The organism is Paenibacillus sp. TY11, from assembly GCF_059772165.1.
Map to the genome: position 1 here is coordinate 205,302 of NZ_JCBAIQ010000006.1, position 14,682 is coordinate 219,983.

General features: G+C 46.3%; 13 protein-coding genes. 11 read left to right on the top strand and 2 right to left on the bottom strand.

The genetic code is table 11. The features are described 5' to 3' along the window. The first annotated feature begins 12 nt into the window (after window positions 1-12). The 8 genes from AC6EJC_RS08580 (at window position 13) to AC6EJC_RS08615 (ending at window position 10,205) form a co-directional block, all read left to right on the top strand. Complete coding sequence (locus tag AC6EJC_RS08580; RefSeq protein ID WP_444953589.1) at window positions 13-1,017, top strand: FecCD family ABC transporter permease; 1,005 nt, start codon at window positions 13-15, stop codon at window positions 1,015-1,017. Further along, window positions 1,014-2,012, top strand: a complete 999-nt coding sequence (locus AC6EJC_RS08585; RefSeq protein WP_444953590.1) for a FecCD family ABC transporter permease — start codon at window positions 1,014-1,016, stop codon at window positions 2,010-2,012. Before AC6EJC_RS08580 ends, AC6EJC_RS08585 begins: the two co-directional genes overlap by 4 nt. A gap of 191 nt (window positions 2,013-2,203) precedes the next feature. After that, window positions 2,204-2,914, top strand: coding sequence for a FadR/GntR family transcriptional regulator (locus AC6EJC_RS08590; RefSeq protein ID WP_134904240.1), 711 nt, complete (start codon window positions 2,204-2,206; stop codon window positions 2,912-2,914). 99 nt (window positions 2,915-3,013) lie between these two features. Continuing rightward, window positions 3,014-4,558, top strand: a complete 1,545-nt coding sequence (locus tag AC6EJC_RS08595) for a 2-isopropylmalate synthase (protein WP_444953591.1) — start codon at window positions 3,014-3,016, stop codon at window positions 4,556-4,558. 165 nt (window positions 4,559-4,723) lie between these two features. Then, on the top strand, window positions 4,724-6,112 hold the full coding sequence (gene fumC, locus AC6EJC_RS08600; protein ID WP_444953592.1) for a class II fumarate hydratase: 1,389 nt from the start codon (window positions 4,724-4,726) through the stop codon (window positions 6,110-6,112). A gap of 201 nt (window positions 6,113-6,313) precedes the next feature. Continuing rightward, entirely contained in the window at window positions 6,314-7,780 is a 1,467-nt protein-coding gene (locus tag AC6EJC_RS08605; protein WP_444953593.1) for a potassium/proton antiporter, read from the top strand. Window positions 7,781-8,031: 251 nt separating this feature from the next. Further along, window positions 8,032-9,153 (top strand): phosphodiester glycosidase family protein, encoded by a 1,122-nt coding sequence (locus AC6EJC_RS08610; RefSeq protein WP_444953594.1) that lies wholly within the window; start codon window positions 8,032-8,034, stop codon window positions 9,151-9,153. Between the two features lie 38 nt (window positions 9,154-9,191). Further along, window positions 9,192-10,205, top strand: a complete 1,014-nt coding sequence (locus AC6EJC_RS08615) for a copper amine oxidase N-terminal domain-containing protein (RefSeq protein ID WP_444953595.1) — start codon at window positions 9,192-9,194, stop codon at window positions 10,203-10,205. Window positions 10,206-10,331: 126 nt separating this feature from the next. Here AC6EJC_RS08615 and AC6EJC_RS08620 read toward each other — a convergent pair whose 3' ends face one another. Further along, a complete protein-coding gene (locus AC6EJC_RS08620; protein WP_023988862.1) occupies window positions 10,332-10,871 on the bottom strand; it encodes a helix-turn-helix domain-containing protein in 540 nt (179 codons plus the stop codon). Between the two features lie 271 nt (window positions 10,872-11,142). On the opposite strand from AC6EJC_RS08620, the gene AC6EJC_RS08625 reads away from it, so the two are divergent. Then, on the top strand, window positions 11,143-11,556 hold the full coding sequence (locus AC6EJC_RS08625; protein ID WP_444953596.1) for a DoxX family protein: 414 nt from the start codon (window positions 11,143-11,145) through the stop codon (window positions 11,554-11,556). Between the two features lie 49 nt (window positions 11,557-11,605). Continuing rightward, a complete protein-coding gene (locus tag AC6EJC_RS08630) occupies window positions 11,606-12,472 on the top strand; it encodes a VOC family protein (RefSeq protein WP_444953597.1) in 867 nt (288 codons plus the stop codon). A 71-nt stretch (window positions 12,473-12,543) separates the two neighbouring features. Here AC6EJC_RS08630 and glsA read toward each other — a convergent pair whose 3' ends face one another. Further along, window positions 12,544-13,482 (bottom strand): glutaminase A, encoded by a 939-nt coding sequence (gene glsA, locus AC6EJC_RS08635; RefSeq protein WP_444953598.1) that lies wholly within the window; start codon window positions 13,480-13,482, stop codon window positions 12,544-12,546. A gap of 137 nt (window positions 13,483-13,619) precedes the next feature. On the opposite strand from glsA, the gene AC6EJC_RS08640 reads away from it, so the two are divergent. Beyond that, window positions 13,620-14,675: a DUF1835 domain-containing protein gene (locus AC6EJC_RS08640; RefSeq protein WP_444953599.1), complete on the top strand. Its 1,056-nt coding sequence runs from the start codon at window positions 13,620-13,622 to the stop codon at window positions 14,673-14,675. The last annotated feature ends 7 nt before the right edge of the window (window positions 14,676-14,682 follow it).

Sequence of the window (14,682 nt, forward strand, 5' to 3'; positions counted from 1 at the left end):
CAGGACCATCCCATGACTTTACTAAACAATCGAAATCGAACGATCGGGCTTGTCATCAGTATAGCTATCCTAGGTATATTATTTATGGCGAGCAATGTGTACGGCTACACCCATACGACATGGACAATGGTGTTCGATGCCTACTTCCATAACGATGCTTCCAATGAGCATTTCATTATTCGTAGTCTGCGTCTGCCACGTGCACTGGCAGGGGTGCTCGTGGGAGCGGCGCTTGCAATTTCAGGCGCCCTGATGCAGGCAATCACGAGAAACCCGATGGCTTCGCCGGAAATACTCGGCGTCAATGCGGGGGCTTCTCTTTTTATTATTACAGGAGTTTCCGTATTTTCCCTTACAACAGAAAGCGGCTTTATATGGTTTGCTTTCAGTGGTGCCGCTATTGCTGCTGCTTCTGTGTTTTGGATTGGTTCTTTGGGGAAGGAAGGGATGACGCCAATCCAGCTTACGCTTACAGGCGTAACGATAACCGCGTTATGCTCATCCTACTCTTCAGCCATTTTGGTATCGGATGAGAGGACACTGGAAAGTGTCCTCTTCTGGCTGACTGGATCGATAGAGAGCAGGAAAATGGAAGATATCCTACCTGTCATTCCTTTTTTGCTGTGCGGATATGCGTGCGCATTAGGGTTGGGAAAGGCTCTGAACGTCATGGCTGTAGGAGATGAGGTAGCCAAAGGACTAGGCCAGCATACCATTCGGGTAAAAGCATTTGCCCTGTTTGTCGTAATTCTTCTCTCTGGCGGTGCGGTAGCCGTTGCAGGGCCCGTCGGATTCATCGGGCTAATAATTCCTCATCTTGCACGCAAATTCGTGGGTCTGGATCACCGCTGGATCATTCCGTATTGTGCAGTTTTCGGTGGGATTTTGCTACTGGTCGCAGATATTGCAGCCCGCTTTGTCGCGTTCCCAAAAGAAATACCCGTTGGTGTCATGACAGCCATTGTGGGTGCCCCGTTCTTCATTTATCTTGCAAGAAAGGGGCTGGGAAAGAAATGAGCAAAAGAAATAAAAGGATAGCCGTTTTTGTCATACTTATAGTCGTGTTCCTCATCTTCGTGTTGCTCAGTACAGGAATCGGCACTCTGTACATACCGCCGCTACATGTCCTAAGTATACTTGCAGGTGGCGGGGAGACAATGGAAGCCACGGTGGTTTTAAACCTGCGGCTACCCCGTCTAATGTTAGCAGCGCTCGTAGGGGCAGCACTCGCGTTGTCAGGTACCGTATTACAGGCCGTGATCCGAAATCCGCTGGCTTCACCGGAAATTATCGGGGTGAATAGTGGGGCATCCATGATGGCGGTACTTTTTTTGGCCCTGTTTAACGAGACCTTGGGCATTGTATGGCTCCCGCTGTTTGCTTTTTGTGGCGCCGCAGGAGTCGCCCTTATTATTTACACCGCTGCCTGGAAAAAGGGTGTGTCGCCGATGCGGATCATTTTGATCGGTTTTGGAGTAACAGCTTTGCTAGAGGCATGGAAAACGCTGTTTCTCATCTTTGGTCCAATCTGGCGGACAAGCCAGGCTCAGGTATGGATGACGGGTACCGTATATGGTACTACCTTTAATGAGGTTTATAGCTTTCTCCCATGGTTAATCATCTTTATTCCGGTGCTGTTCCTGCTGATGAGGTCATTGGATATTCAGTTGTTGGGCGACGAGTTGCCAATCGGTTTGGGGTCGCGTGTACAGCTGCTGCGATTTGCCCTGATTTTCATTTCTGCTGGGCTGGCGGGGGCGGCTACAGCGTTTGCAGGCGGAATCGGATTTATAGGGCTGATGGCTCCGCATATTTCACGTCGGTTGGTGGGCGGCTCCCACCGTTCATTACTCTGGTGTTCTGCATTGATCGGGGCTATCCTGCTGGTGGCGGCTGACTTTGCAGGACGGACGCTTTTTCCGCCCCGGGATATTCCGGCAGGTGTTTTTACTGCGGTCATTGGCGCTCCCTTTTTCTTATACTTACTTATCCAAGTAAGAAGACGGGCATAGGAGCTTCAAAACAACGCTACGGCGATCATTCCGGTACGATACGGTTAACGGTCGCCGTTTTTTTGCCATAATTATAACTATAGGTAGCGGCGTTATGAATGGCTCTAAGCATATTTTATGAGCAGCACTAAGGAAAACAAGTTGCAGAATGACGAGCAGTCGTAGTATGATACGAAACAGGAGATGATCAGATGAATTATGAAATGGTGCCTTTTCAAGCCGTCAAACGCAAGCAAATCGCCGATGAAGTGGCTGAACAGCTGCAACGAAAAATTGCTGCTGGTGAATGGAACGTGGGCACTAAGATTCCAACCGAGCCTGAGCTCATGAAGCTATTCGGAGTCGGGCGATCTACGGTGCGTGAAGCGGTTAGCGTTCTGGTACATGCCGGTCTATTAGAGAAAAAGCAAGGACACGGAACCTTTGTCTGCCAACCGACGACTTCTCAAGAGCCATTGGATTACCGTCTAAGCCGCGCTGAAATTATTGAGGTTTATGAAGTGCGGAGTGTGTTGGAACTGGAGATTGCCAGATTGGCAGCGTTACGTCGTAATGACGAGGATTTACGCTTGATGCGGGAGGCGCTGGACCGTCGAGCTGCGACATTGGCCGCTGGAGATATGAACGGGTATCTGGATGCGGATATCACTTTTCACTTGGCTGTTGCCGGAGCTACACGCAATAAGGTGCTTACAGACGTATATGGCAGCTTTGTAGAGGCTATCCGAAAGGCGCTGAACAATCTCATTACCGATCCGGCGATGCAAAATCATTTTACACTTCAGCATGAGAAAATATTTGAAGCAATCCGGGATCAGGATGGCAAGGCTGCCGAACTGTATAGCATTCAACATTTGGACGGCACCAAGCTGGAGCTGCAAAAGCATATGGGAAGTTCATAATTTTTTTAACATTAAACATCAGATGATCAGATGAATAAAATGATCTGTAGATCTTCTACTTTGAGCATCTCCTAAAATCAAACCAAAGGTGGTATCTGTATGCGCAAAATATGGGTGTTGGACACAACGTTAAGAGATGGAGAGCAATCACCAGGAGTTAGCTTAACCAGCACAGAAAAAGTGGAAATTGCTCTTCAGCTTCAAAAATTAGGCGTAGATCGGATTGAGACTGGTTTTCCGGCAACCTCACCTGGTGAGATCTCCAGTATGCAGGAGATTGCCAAACAGGTTACCCAAGCTACACTGGTTGGTTTTGCACGCTCGAAAGAGCAGGATATTGATGCGGTCAGAGAGGCGCTACGCGGTGCAGAGGATGCCTGCCTACACTTGTTCCTGGCTACCTCCTCCATTCATCGCCAACATAAGCTGCGAATGGATAAAGCGAAAGTATTAGAGACCGCTGCCGCTGCCATTCGTTATGGACGCAAGTATTTCAGCAAGGTAGAATTTTCGGCAGAGGACGCCAGTCGTACCGAGCTGGACTTTATTTGTGAGGTCGTAGATATGGCGATTCGTGCTGGGGCGACAGTCGTCAATTTACCGGATACGGTGGGGTATGCCTCGCCGGATCAGTTCGGTGAAATGTTTAGAATTGTAAAACAACAAGTGCCCGGTATCGAAAAAATACAACTTAGCACACACTGTCATGATGATCTTGGCATGGCAACAGCTAACACGCTGGCGGCCATTCGAAATGGTGTAGATCAATTTGAAGGTACAATCAATGGCATCGGTGAGCGAGCCGGGAATACACCTATCGAGGAGGTTGCACTGGCCCTTGACACGAGAACCGAGCTTTATGATGCACAAACGAGTCTGGTTCTGGAGGAACTGTATGCGACTAGTCGCCTGGTGAGCAAACGGACGGGGATGTCGGTACCGGGGAACAAGGCCATTGTTGGGGCCAATGCGTTTGCGCACGAGTCCGGTATACACCAGGACGGAATGCTTAAGGAGCGTACAACGTATGAGATCGTGTCCCCCGAGCGCATTGGTCTGAAGACGAGTAAACTTGTGTTGGGCAAGCACTCGGGTCGACATGCATTTAAGGAAAAACTGGCGGACATGGGGTTTGATGCTTTGACGGAGGAACAGCTTCAGGAGGCGTTCCGCAAATTCAAAGCTTTGACGGATAAGAAAAAACAGGTGTTGGATGAAGACTTGCTCGTCCTGATGGATGAAAGTCGCAATGCCTCACCTCAAATTTACACACTGGATTCCATTCAGGTGTCCTATGGCAATCAGTCGGTTCCAGTCGCATCCATTCGGTTGAGTAAACAAGATGGGACAGCAATTGATGAAGTAGCAATGGGTAACGGTTCTGTAGATGCGATTTTCCATGCTATAGACAAGGCCAGTGGTGAAGAGGTGGAGTTGGAGGATTATTCGATCCAATCTGTAACGTATGGCAAAGATGCGTTGGGAGAAGTACACGCCAATTTGAGACAAGGTGAGTACACAGCTCTGGGAAGAGGCACAAGTACTGATATTTTGGAAGCTAGTGCTAAAGCTTACATCGACGCGCTGAACAAGCTACTGGGCAGAAAAGAAGTTCATGCCAAAAGCAATATCACCATTAGCTGAACTTAGTGACCCAGGATCGTAGCCGAAATCTCCTTCTACCTCCTCTGGCCTCATCTTAAAAAAGCGCTTGCAAAATAAATGATAACATTTGAAATTTAATGTATAATAGGCAATGGAGATCACCATATTTTGTCTGAATTACATAGGCCAAGAGGAGGAAATGAGTTGAACTACCGCATCGAAAAGGATACGTTGGGCGAAATCAAAGTACCAGCAGACCGTCTGTGGGGAGCGCAAACACAGCGTAGCAAGGAAAATTTCCCGATTGGCTCGGAGAAAATGCCATTAGAGGTCATTCAGGCGTTCGCGGTGCTCAAAAAGAGTGCGGCGATCAGCAACTATAAGCTGGGTAAGCTATCACAGGAGAAGCAGGACGCTATTATTTATGCAGCGGATGAAATTCTCGCTGGGCGAGTCGATGACCATTTCCCGTTGGTTGTATGGCAGACAGGGAGCGGTACGCAGTCCAATATGAATGTGAATGAAGTGATTGCTCATCTGGGAAGCCAATGGTTACAAGAGCAGGGAAAAGATACGAAGCTGCATCCTAATGACGATGTAAACATGTCGCAAAGCTCAAATGATACGTTTCCTACGGCGCTTCATGTAGCGGGTGTTATTGCTGTCGAGGACCGTTTGTTGCCCGCCATTGATAAGCTGAAAGAGACTTTTCAACAGAAGTCAGAGCAATTCAAGGATATTATAAAAATTGGACGAACCCATTTACAGGATGCGACACCGCTTACGCTGGGCCAGGAAATCAGTGGCTGGTATGCCATGCTGGACAAGAGCAAGCGGATTATCATCGACACGGTTCAATATATGAAGGAGCTGGCGATTGGCGGAACAGCAGTGGGCACAGGAATTAACGCTCATCCAGAGTTTGGCTCCCGAACTTCTGCGGAAATTTCCAGCTTCACTGGCAAAACGTTCACTTCCGCACCCAATAAATTTCATGCACTGACCAGCCATGACGAAGTGGTAGCCGTACATGGAGCAGTCAAAGCGCTCGCTGCCGATTTGATGAAAATCGCCAATGATGTTCGCTGGCTGGCAAGTGGCCCGCGTAGCGGCTTGGGGGAAATTACGATTCCTGCTAACGAGCCGGGTAGCTCCATCATGCCAGGTAAGGTGAATCCGACTCAGAGTGAAGCATTGACGATGGTTGTTACGCAAGTAATGGGTAATGACGCAGCTATCGGCTTTGCTGCAAGTCAGGGCAATTTTGAACTGAACGTGTTTAAGCCAGTAATCATATACAATTTTTTGCAGTCTATTCATTTGCTGGCCGATTCCATCATTGCTTTTAATGACAACTGTGCGATCGGTATCGAGCCTGATCTCGCTAAAATTGAGCACAATTTGAATAATTCGCTGATGCTGGTGACGGCATTGAATCCACATATCGGATATGAAAATGCGGCTAAAATCGCCAAACTTGCACATGCAGAAGGGCTGTCTCTAAAAGAAGCGGCACTCCGCAGCGGACTGCTGACTGAAGAGCAGTTCGACCAATATGTTGTACCCGCGCATATGATTCATCCTAAAGCCTAAAGCACGGCGAGTGTCGCAGCTTAAGCCCTATAAAAATATACAAACCAGCTCATGGACTGCCGATATTAGCACAGACCATGAGCTGGTTTTTTGATGTTCTCATATAATTTTTTACTTAAGAATAGTATTCTGTGTGATTTGAGGGTATATAGATAGAAGGCGAAAAAATGAACATCTATTTTTCAAGATAGGAGAAGCCGTATGGAACAGACAACCGTTATTAATTTTATTGTGCTTTTGCTGTCCGGCTTGCTGCTGGTCGGTGTGCTGACTACCAAATTTTCCAGCCGTTTCGGTATGCCTGCGCTCGTTTTGTTTATAGCCGTAGGCATGGTGCTCAGTCAGTTTATTTATTTTGATAATGCCTTTATTACACAGCTGGTGGGCATTCTCGCGCTCATTGTGATCTTGTTTGAAGGCGGGATGCAGACAAAGTTTTCAGATGTTAAGCCAGTGATTCGACCTGCGTTGTCATTATCAACGCTAGGGGTCATCATTACGACTGTAGTCATTGGCGTCTGCGCCAAGTTTATTTTAGGCGTAAGCTGGATGGAATCCATGCTATTCGGCGCAATTGTCGGATCGACGGATGCGGCAGCAGTGTTTTCCGTTTTAGGTGGTAAAAACATCAAAAAACGAATTACCTCGACGCTCGAAGCGGAATCCGGCAGTAATGACCCGATGGCTGTATTTCTCACGGTAACATTGATTGAGCTGATACATCACCCCGAGCAATCCATTTGGATACATATTTTATTGTTTTTATGGGAGATGGGTTTTGGTTTAGTCGTTGGTTTTGTACTTGGACGCATAGGTGTATATGCGATTAATAAAATGAATTTTGACTCATCCGGTTTGTATCCTGTGATGGCGCTGGCATTTGCGGTCTTAACGTATGCGGCTGCATCGTTACTGGAGGCAAGCGGGCTGCTGGCGGTTTATGTCATGGCCATCGTATTGGGGAATTCGGATCTGACCTACAAGCGGTCGATTATTCATTTTAACAATGGCTTCGCCTGGATGGTGCAGATTATGATGTTTGTCCTGCTCGGGCTGTTGGTTTTTCCCGATCAATTGCTAGGCATTGCGTGGCAAAGCTTGGCGCTTTCCTTCATCCTAATGCTCGTGGCCCGTCCAATTGGCGTGTTCCTGAGTCTGCTTTTTTCCAGATACTCTGTGCGCGAGAAGACGCTGTTATCTTGGGCAGGACTGCGGGGGGCGGTGCCTATTGTACTGGCAACCTATCCTTTGCTGGATGAGATGGATGTAGGACCCATGTTTTTTAATGTTGTATTTTTCGTCGTGCTCACCTCTGCGATTATTCAGGGTACAACTATTTCATGGCTAGCGGTGAAGCTTGGCTTGATGGACCCTAACGAGACGTCGTCTCCTTCACTGCTGGAATTAGTTTCTCTGGGGAAAACCACTTCGGAAATTAACCACATTCAGGTACAAAAGGGGATGTCGATAGCGGGCAAAGCGATTCAGGATATACAGCTGCCCGAAGACATTTTATTCACAGCTATTATTCGGAACGAGCAAATTATTGCCCCGAGAGGCACAACTGTGATTGAACCGGGTGATACATTGTATGTGCTTAGTCCCAAACTCAAACGACAGCAGATGAAAGAGCTGTTCATGTTGCTCGAACCGGAGGCCGCTCCGTAAAAGGGGCGGGAAAGCTGACCAGCGGATTCCAGCCAAGATGTAACGTTCAAATACAGTCCTTCACATTCATGTGGAGGGCTTTTTGCTGTGTTCTTATTCAGAGTGGATGAATCTGTTAAAAAATTGACACTATCATTCTACAAAATTAGTTTATGATATTGTCGTTAGCTGTCGCCGCCTATCGTTACCGATCATTCGATGGGCAATAGTGATGAATAAGATAGAAGTCGCTGTAATAGGAGAGATGATGAATGAAACCGGAAGTTTTGCCAAAGCGTGCAGCAATCCGCAGGCAGAAAAATAGAAAAAAGAAACGAAAAGGAAAATTCGGTCGATTTATGCTGCGACTTTTTATTGTATTCCTGTTAGCAGGAATAGGGGGTGGTGCGTGGTTGTTTTTAACGCCATCTGGCAAGGACATGCGCTATTTGGCTGCTGATACGCTGATCACGACTCAACATCGCCACTGGGCGAAATATTTTATCGGTGAAGCAGAAGCGAAGAAACGTGTGGCTGAATATTCGGCCCGTTTTGAAGAGATGGGTGAGGAGAAGGATAGACATACAATCAATCTGCCTGATCTGATACCGACCAAAGTGCAACAAACGCCGCTGGTTGAAGTGGAAGAGGTATCGGGCCGTAACTATCACGGCTATGTCATGACGGTGCATGACCCTACTAAAATTAGGCTAGGAATTCCTGCCAAGGTCGGCCGGGGAGAACGGGTATCTAGCATGGTCGAGCGTTTAGGGGCTGTTGCTGGCGTAAATGGTGGTGGCTTTGCCGATCCCAACTGGAATGGGAATGGTTTTAAACCGATTGGCGTTGTCATTTCCCAGGGTCAGATATACTACAATGATATGGGTAAAAATGCCTCTGTCCAAATCGTAGGTATTGATAAACAGGGGAAAATGTTAGCCGGTCACTATTCGCTGTCTGAGTTGTCCAAAATGAATGTGCAAGAAGCTGTTACCTTTCAGCCACGCCTAATCGTGAATGGTAAAGGTCTGATTCGCAATGCCAGTGAAGGGTGGGGAATTGCTCCCCGTACTGCAATGGGGCAAAGAGCAGACGGGGCGATTATTTTCGTGACCATCGACGGTCGCCAGCCTGGGTACAGCATTGGTGCCAACTTGTATGATATGCAAAATATTTTGCTTAAACATGGAGCGGTCATCGGTGCTAATCTGGATGGAGGCTCGTCAACGGTGCTCGTCAAAGATAACGCCATTGTAAATAAGCCTTCTTCTGAATACGGAGAGCGGTATTTGCCGACTGCATTTCTCGTATTTGAGCATCCTGAGACCGTCAGTATCCCGAACATATGGGCAGGTCTGAATCCTGGAGACATTGACGCAGCCAAAAAGAGATAGATCAGGAATGCACAAGTCCATTAAGTGAACGGAGACTGATGATGAAGCTAAATCGAGCAGGATTTCAGCGATTGTTTGTCGCCTTGTTTATGCTGTCCTTACTCCTGGCAACAATGCATCAAGGAGTTGCCGAAGCTGCTGAACAGGGAGCCACTGCCACTGCGCCTCAATCAACGCAGTTAACAGATATTGTTATAAACGGTCAACCCTTAAACACCAAGGCTAAACTCCTATTGATCGACGGAAAGCTCATGGTTCCGCTTAAACCTTTCGCCGAAGCTGTGGGTGCAACCTACCACTGGGATGCCAAAAAGAAGCAGGTCACGCTACAAAAGTGGGCAGAACCGTTGGTTCTTAAGGAGCGATCACGTAAAAACCAGCAACAACTTACCTTTGAGGTTTCAGGTAAAGAAGTATATATACCTCTGAGAGATGTGTCGCTTGAATTGGGTTATACGCTGGAGAAGACAACTACACAGATTCAGGTGCAGCCACCGATTCACGGTAAGATAAAAGAACAAATTTATGAGGGAGATCTCGTGGCAGCACGCGAAGCTTTGGTTCGTATAGAAAGACGTTCTGTCCACTCCTATATCGAAGCTCATACTCCCAACACCGAGCTTCTATCTAGTGTTTATCTGTTTCCTCAGGGAGAGGCATTGCGTTATTTTACTGTGAATGGGGATGTGCTCAGTCTGATTGAAGTGAAAGACGGTTTTCCACTTGTTACTTATCAAGGGTATGTAGGACCACCATTTGATAAAGAATTTACGATGGATTATGATCCGCTTGGACTTTTTCTGAATAACAAAGCTAAAAATCAGTGGGGAACATATCCGAAGCTAAATAAGCCGCTGATCTACGAGTTTACTACAGGATGGGGAGACAGCAGTAGCACTTTTTATGGACGTGTCACTGTGGATCATAAAGACGAGTTGTTGGGTACTACAGGTGATCCGCTCACTGGGCTCCCGGCGGATACCAAACAAATCATGAAAACCTTCAAGCTGCCGTGGGAATCGCGTACAGATTCCCAGCAGGCGATGGAATAAGTTAAGCAGCAATAGTAAGTAAAAAATTTAAAAAGCGCGTATCGTTGAAGTAAAGATGACTTCCCGGTACGCGCTTTTTTTGATGGAATTTCAACTTTTCTTGCTTCGTGCTTGCTTAAGTATCTATTAGGCGTCATTTTCTGCTTCGAGAAACACGGAGATCAGGATACGGGCGTTGTTTTCTCCCACGTTTTTGGCATAATGGGGGATGGCTGCCCTCCAGCTAAAGGAATCTCCTGCTTCCAGAGTAGCTGAATCCTCGCCTTGCTCCACGTATACCGTGCCCTCCAAGATAAAATGAATCTCATCCCCCGCATGAGCATGCTCTTCTTCTGTAGATGAGCCTGGCGGCATGTCCACCAGCATCATTTTAACGTTACCCTGACCACCCAAATGATCGACCTGGAGGTTGTTTTTACCATACAACGTTTTACGGCGCTCGTCCTTGCGAATCACTTGCATCCGCTCCTCTTCTTTAAGAAGCAGAAAAGCGAGAGGGACCTTAAGCGCATTAGCGATACTGTCCAACGTAGCGATGGAAGGGGAGGTTTTATTATTTTCTACTTGACTCATAAACCCTTGAGATAGTCCGGTTCGTTCGCATATTTGCTGGATGGATAAATTTTTACGTTTACGTGCGGCGCGTATGTTGCATCCTATACCCATAGAACGTTCCTCCTTTAAGGAAATATAATGTATACTAATTTAATATTTATCATACCAAATAATTTGTTGACAGACTACAGTTTCTTATGATAAATTCACATTACAAAATAATTATTCCTATTACTAATAATTTGATTTTGATTCACACAAATGTGTTGCAGCATAGATTTCGAACGGTATTATTTTTTTGACCGAATTATTAGTAATATAAATTAATTATTCATATGCACTTGTATGGGTGTAATAAAACAAACAGAATGGAGAGATAAACATGAGTTCAGCAAGCAGAAACATTTCTACAATAATGCGGGTGGCGCTGGGAATTTTGTTTTTGGCACACGGAATTGCTAAATTTCAAATGGGGTTGGGTAATGTAGCAGGCTGGTTTTCCAGCATTGGCGTCCCAGGATTTTTAGGTTATGCCGTTGCGGTGATTGAGTTGGTCGGCGGGATTGCATTGATTCTGGGATTGCTTACCCGCTATGTATCCGGACTTTTTGTTATTGTATTGATCGGCGCCATTTTCACAGCAAAATTGTCCGGCGGGTTGATGGGGAATGGTCAAGGCGCTGGCTATGAGCTGGATATTGCTTTTATTCTGGTAGCTCTACATCTGGTAGTTGCACCGACAACTCGCTTATCTCTGGATTCTTTGTTCAGCCGTCGCGGGTCAACAGAACAATAATTTTTGATTAGCCTTAGTCCTCCAATCCATGTAGAAAGAGGGAAATCTCATGACAGCACATATTCATGACAACACCAAAATCGGGCAGGTTTCATTGAAGGTTAGTAACTTGGAGCGTTCTATTCAATTTTATACAGAGGTTGTTGGTTTTCAGCTGCTGCGCCAAACGGCGGATACCGCTGAATTGACTGTCGACGGAAAGCATGCGCTACTGATCCTTAACTATATTGAAAATGCAGTTATTCTGTCGCGCCAGTCTGCAGCTGGATTATATCACTTTGCTATTCTTCTACCGAATCGTGTAGCTCTGGGCCTGGCTTTACGTAACCTGCTGGCTCATGAGATTGAAATCGGACAGGGAGACCATGATGTAAGTGAAGCACTATATATCCATGATCCCGATAATAACGGAATTGAAATCTATGCAGATCGTCCTCGTGATCAGTGGAAAAAAGATGCAAATGGATTTTACATTATGGGAACAGATCCCGTGGATGCAGAAGACTTGGTTACGATTTCTGAAAATTTACCTTGGCAGGGACTCCCACAGGGAACGGTAATCGGGCACGTTCACTTCCATGTGTCTAATTTACTCAAAGCACAGCAATTTTATTGCGATGTGCTTGGCTTTGACATTACGAGCCGGTATGGTTCTTCGGCTATGTTCGTTTCCGCAGGTGGTTACCACCACCATATGGGCTTGAATATATGGGCAGGTGAAGGAGCGCCACCTGCTCCCGAGCACGCCGCAGGATTGGATTATTTTGAACTGATTGTGCCAGATCAAAAAGAATTGGATGCCATTACTGCTCGTTTGGCTACGGCAGGTTATGGATTGCAAGAACGTGATGGTGCCATGTATGTGGCTGACCCGTTCCGCATTCAAATCAAACTGGTTAATGGTCAAATGATTTAACAAGCAGGAACGCAACAAAAAAGGGTATTCCTATAAGCCGTATAGGCTGGGAATACCCTTTTTTCGTATACTTAGAACAAGCTCCAATCCAAATCTCGAGACATCGTCTCCAGCAAGTGTACACCAGCTGTACTGTTACCCATACGATTCAGAGAAGGTCCAACTAGTCCAATGCCATATCGTCCGGGTACCATCGTCATAATGCCGCCGGAAACGCCGCTTTTGGCGGGTAGTCCGACTTGAATGGCGAACTCTCCGGAGGCGTCATACATGCCGCATGTCGTCATAAATGTTTTGGCGATCTGTACATAACGGCGGGGGATCAGAGGTACGCCCGTAACCGGATCACGGCCGTTGTAGGCGAGAATGAGCCCCATACGTGCCAAATCTGTACAGTTCATTTTTACAGCGCAATGTCTGAAATAAACCTCCAGCACATCCTCCACATGACCTCTTAAAATTCCTTTTTCCATTAGAAAATAAGCAAGGGAACGGTTCAAATGGCCTGTGGCAGATTCTGAATCGTAAACATCCTGATCATATTCCAGTGAGTCATTGTGGGTAAGCAGACGGAAAAATTGGAGAACACGGGCAAACCTCTCTTCTGGGCTGTTCCCGCGAATCAGAGAAGAGACGGCGATCGCTCCAGCGTTAATCAGTGGGTTAAACGGAATACCCGGCTCAACCAGTTCCAGCTTTAGCATGGAATTAAAACGGTCTCCGGTAGGCTCCATACCAACCTTAGAGAAGACAACGTCCTCTCCATTATCCATCAAGGCCAGAATGAGCGTAAATACCTTCGAAATGCTCTGCATCGTAAATTGGATTTCCGTATCCCCGGCTACCACAGTCTCGCCTGCCCCATTCATCACGACAACACCCAGCGCGTCGGCCGGGGCTTTGGACAATTCAGGAATATACGCTGCAACCTTGCCATGAATATACTCATGACGGCTTTGTTCTAACCATTCCGGCAGTTTGGTCTGTAATCTCTGCCACTCCGATGTCATTTCTTTTCCTCCAGTCGAGTAACCATCCTGTGGTATTGTTATTGTAGAACAAGATGTGATAGCCATACGCCTATTCTAAAGATATCTTTGGTCGAAAGACAAGTTTTAATTGGATTAGATAAGAGGAGGTAGATGACTTGTCATCTAACAATAAATCAAATTTTGATGAAGATTATAATGAGATATCAAATGGTGGAAGGCTTAGAGGTTTTGTGCATAGTGTGCTGGAGCGGGCTATAGCCTTATCGGACAGAAATCCAGAATGGGCTAATTACATATTGGAGCAGTGGGCAAACAATGTGGAAGTAAGCCGAAATGAGCGCTTGAAGCATGAGCGCATTCGGGAGAGGCATGTACACCTACTGTTCTCTCAGTCCGCTGCGGGCTCGATGAAAGTAGGCCTTTCGGGAGCAGGGTTGCGGTATGAGAGTAAAGTACTGTCTTTTGATGATCTATTTTCCATAGGGCCGTTATGTAAACTGGAAACACAAGAAGGACAAGAAAACCGTCACAACTGGTTAGCTGAACGGATGGTTCATCATGAATTTTTCCATTACGCCAATTGGGAGCACCGAATTGAACAGATGATGGCTACTCTTAGTGAAATTTCTGATGATAAGTCGATCACAATCTGGTGTGGGTCTAATGCTCATGAGCAGGTCGGATTACGTTTTGCATTATATGTTCTGCGAAACAGAGCTGCTCCTATTCGGGTCATTAATGCAACAGATTCCATGAAGCGGGAGCCGAATGATCCTTTATACATTGAAGGTAAGTTTCCTTTATCCATGAATGTGGTACATTCAAAAGAAATTGCACGGTTTATTAAGCAAAATGAAGATAAAATTTATGTTGTGTGCATGGAAGACCGACGACGATACGAACAAGAGTGGCTGGAGCTTAGTAAACAAGATAGTGTGCTGAGACTGTGGGACAATGACCAAATCGTTCATGTGCCAGAAGATTACTTTGACCAGGCTTTGCTGGATATGATCAGCCAACTACAGTTAGAGAATAATCAGCAATATGTGAACACCGGAAAAATAATTGGTGAGGCTTTAACACAATGGCCGCAGCTAAGAAGCGACACCTTTTTGGAGTATCGGATTCAATATTTAATCGCTCATGGCGAACTTGAATTTCTGGGGATGCCGGGAATGATACACCGCTATGCTGTGAAACTAAGGGGGTAATACGAAA

What these genes read in the sequence shown, in the direction of transcription:
- AC6EJC_RS08625 (WP_444953596.1), top strand. Translation starts at nt 11,143, where the DNA reads ATGAGTTCAGCAAGCAGAAACATTTCTACAATAATGCGGGTGGCGCTG.
- AC6EJC_RS08590 (WP_134904240.1), top strand. Translation starts at nt 2,204, where the DNA reads ATGAATTATGAAATGGTGCCTTTTCAAGCCGTCAAACGCAAGCAAATC.
- AC6EJC_RS08630 (WP_444953597.1), top strand. Translation starts at nt 11,606, where the DNA reads ATGACAGCACATATTCATGACAACACCAAAATCGGGCAGGTTTCATTG.
- AC6EJC_RS08610 (WP_444953594.1), top strand. Translation starts at nt 8,032, where the DNA reads ATGAAACCGGAAGTTTTGCCAAAGCGTGCAGCAATCCGCAGGCAGAAA.
- AC6EJC_RS08605 (WP_444953593.1), top strand. Translation starts at nt 6,314, where the DNA reads ATGGAACAGACAACCGTTATTAATTTTATTGTGCTTTTGCTGTCCGGC.
- AC6EJC_RS08620 (WP_023988862.1), bottom strand. Translation starts at nt 10,871, where the DNA reads ATGGGTATAGGATGCAACATACGCGCCGCACGTAAACGTAAAAATTTA.
- AC6EJC_RS08615 (WP_444953595.1), top strand. Translation starts at nt 9,192, where the DNA reads ATGATGAAGCTAAATCGAGCAGGATTTCAGCGATTGTTTGTCGCCTTG.
- AC6EJC_RS08595 (WP_444953591.1), top strand. Translation starts at nt 3,014, where the DNA reads ATGCGCAAAATATGGGTGTTGGACACAACGTTAAGAGATGGAGAGCAA.
- glsA (WP_444953598.1), bottom strand. Translation starts at nt 13,482, where the DNA reads ATGACATCGGAGTGGCAGAGATTACAGACCAAACTGCCGGAATGGTTA.
- AC6EJC_RS08585 (WP_444953590.1), top strand. Translation starts at nt 1,014, where the DNA reads ATGAGCAAAAGAAATAAAAGGATAGCCGTTTTTGTCATACTTATAGTC.
- AC6EJC_RS08580 (WP_444953589.1), top strand. Translation starts at nt 13, where the DNA reads ATGACTTTACTAAACAATCGAAATCGAACGATCGGGCTTGTCATCAGT.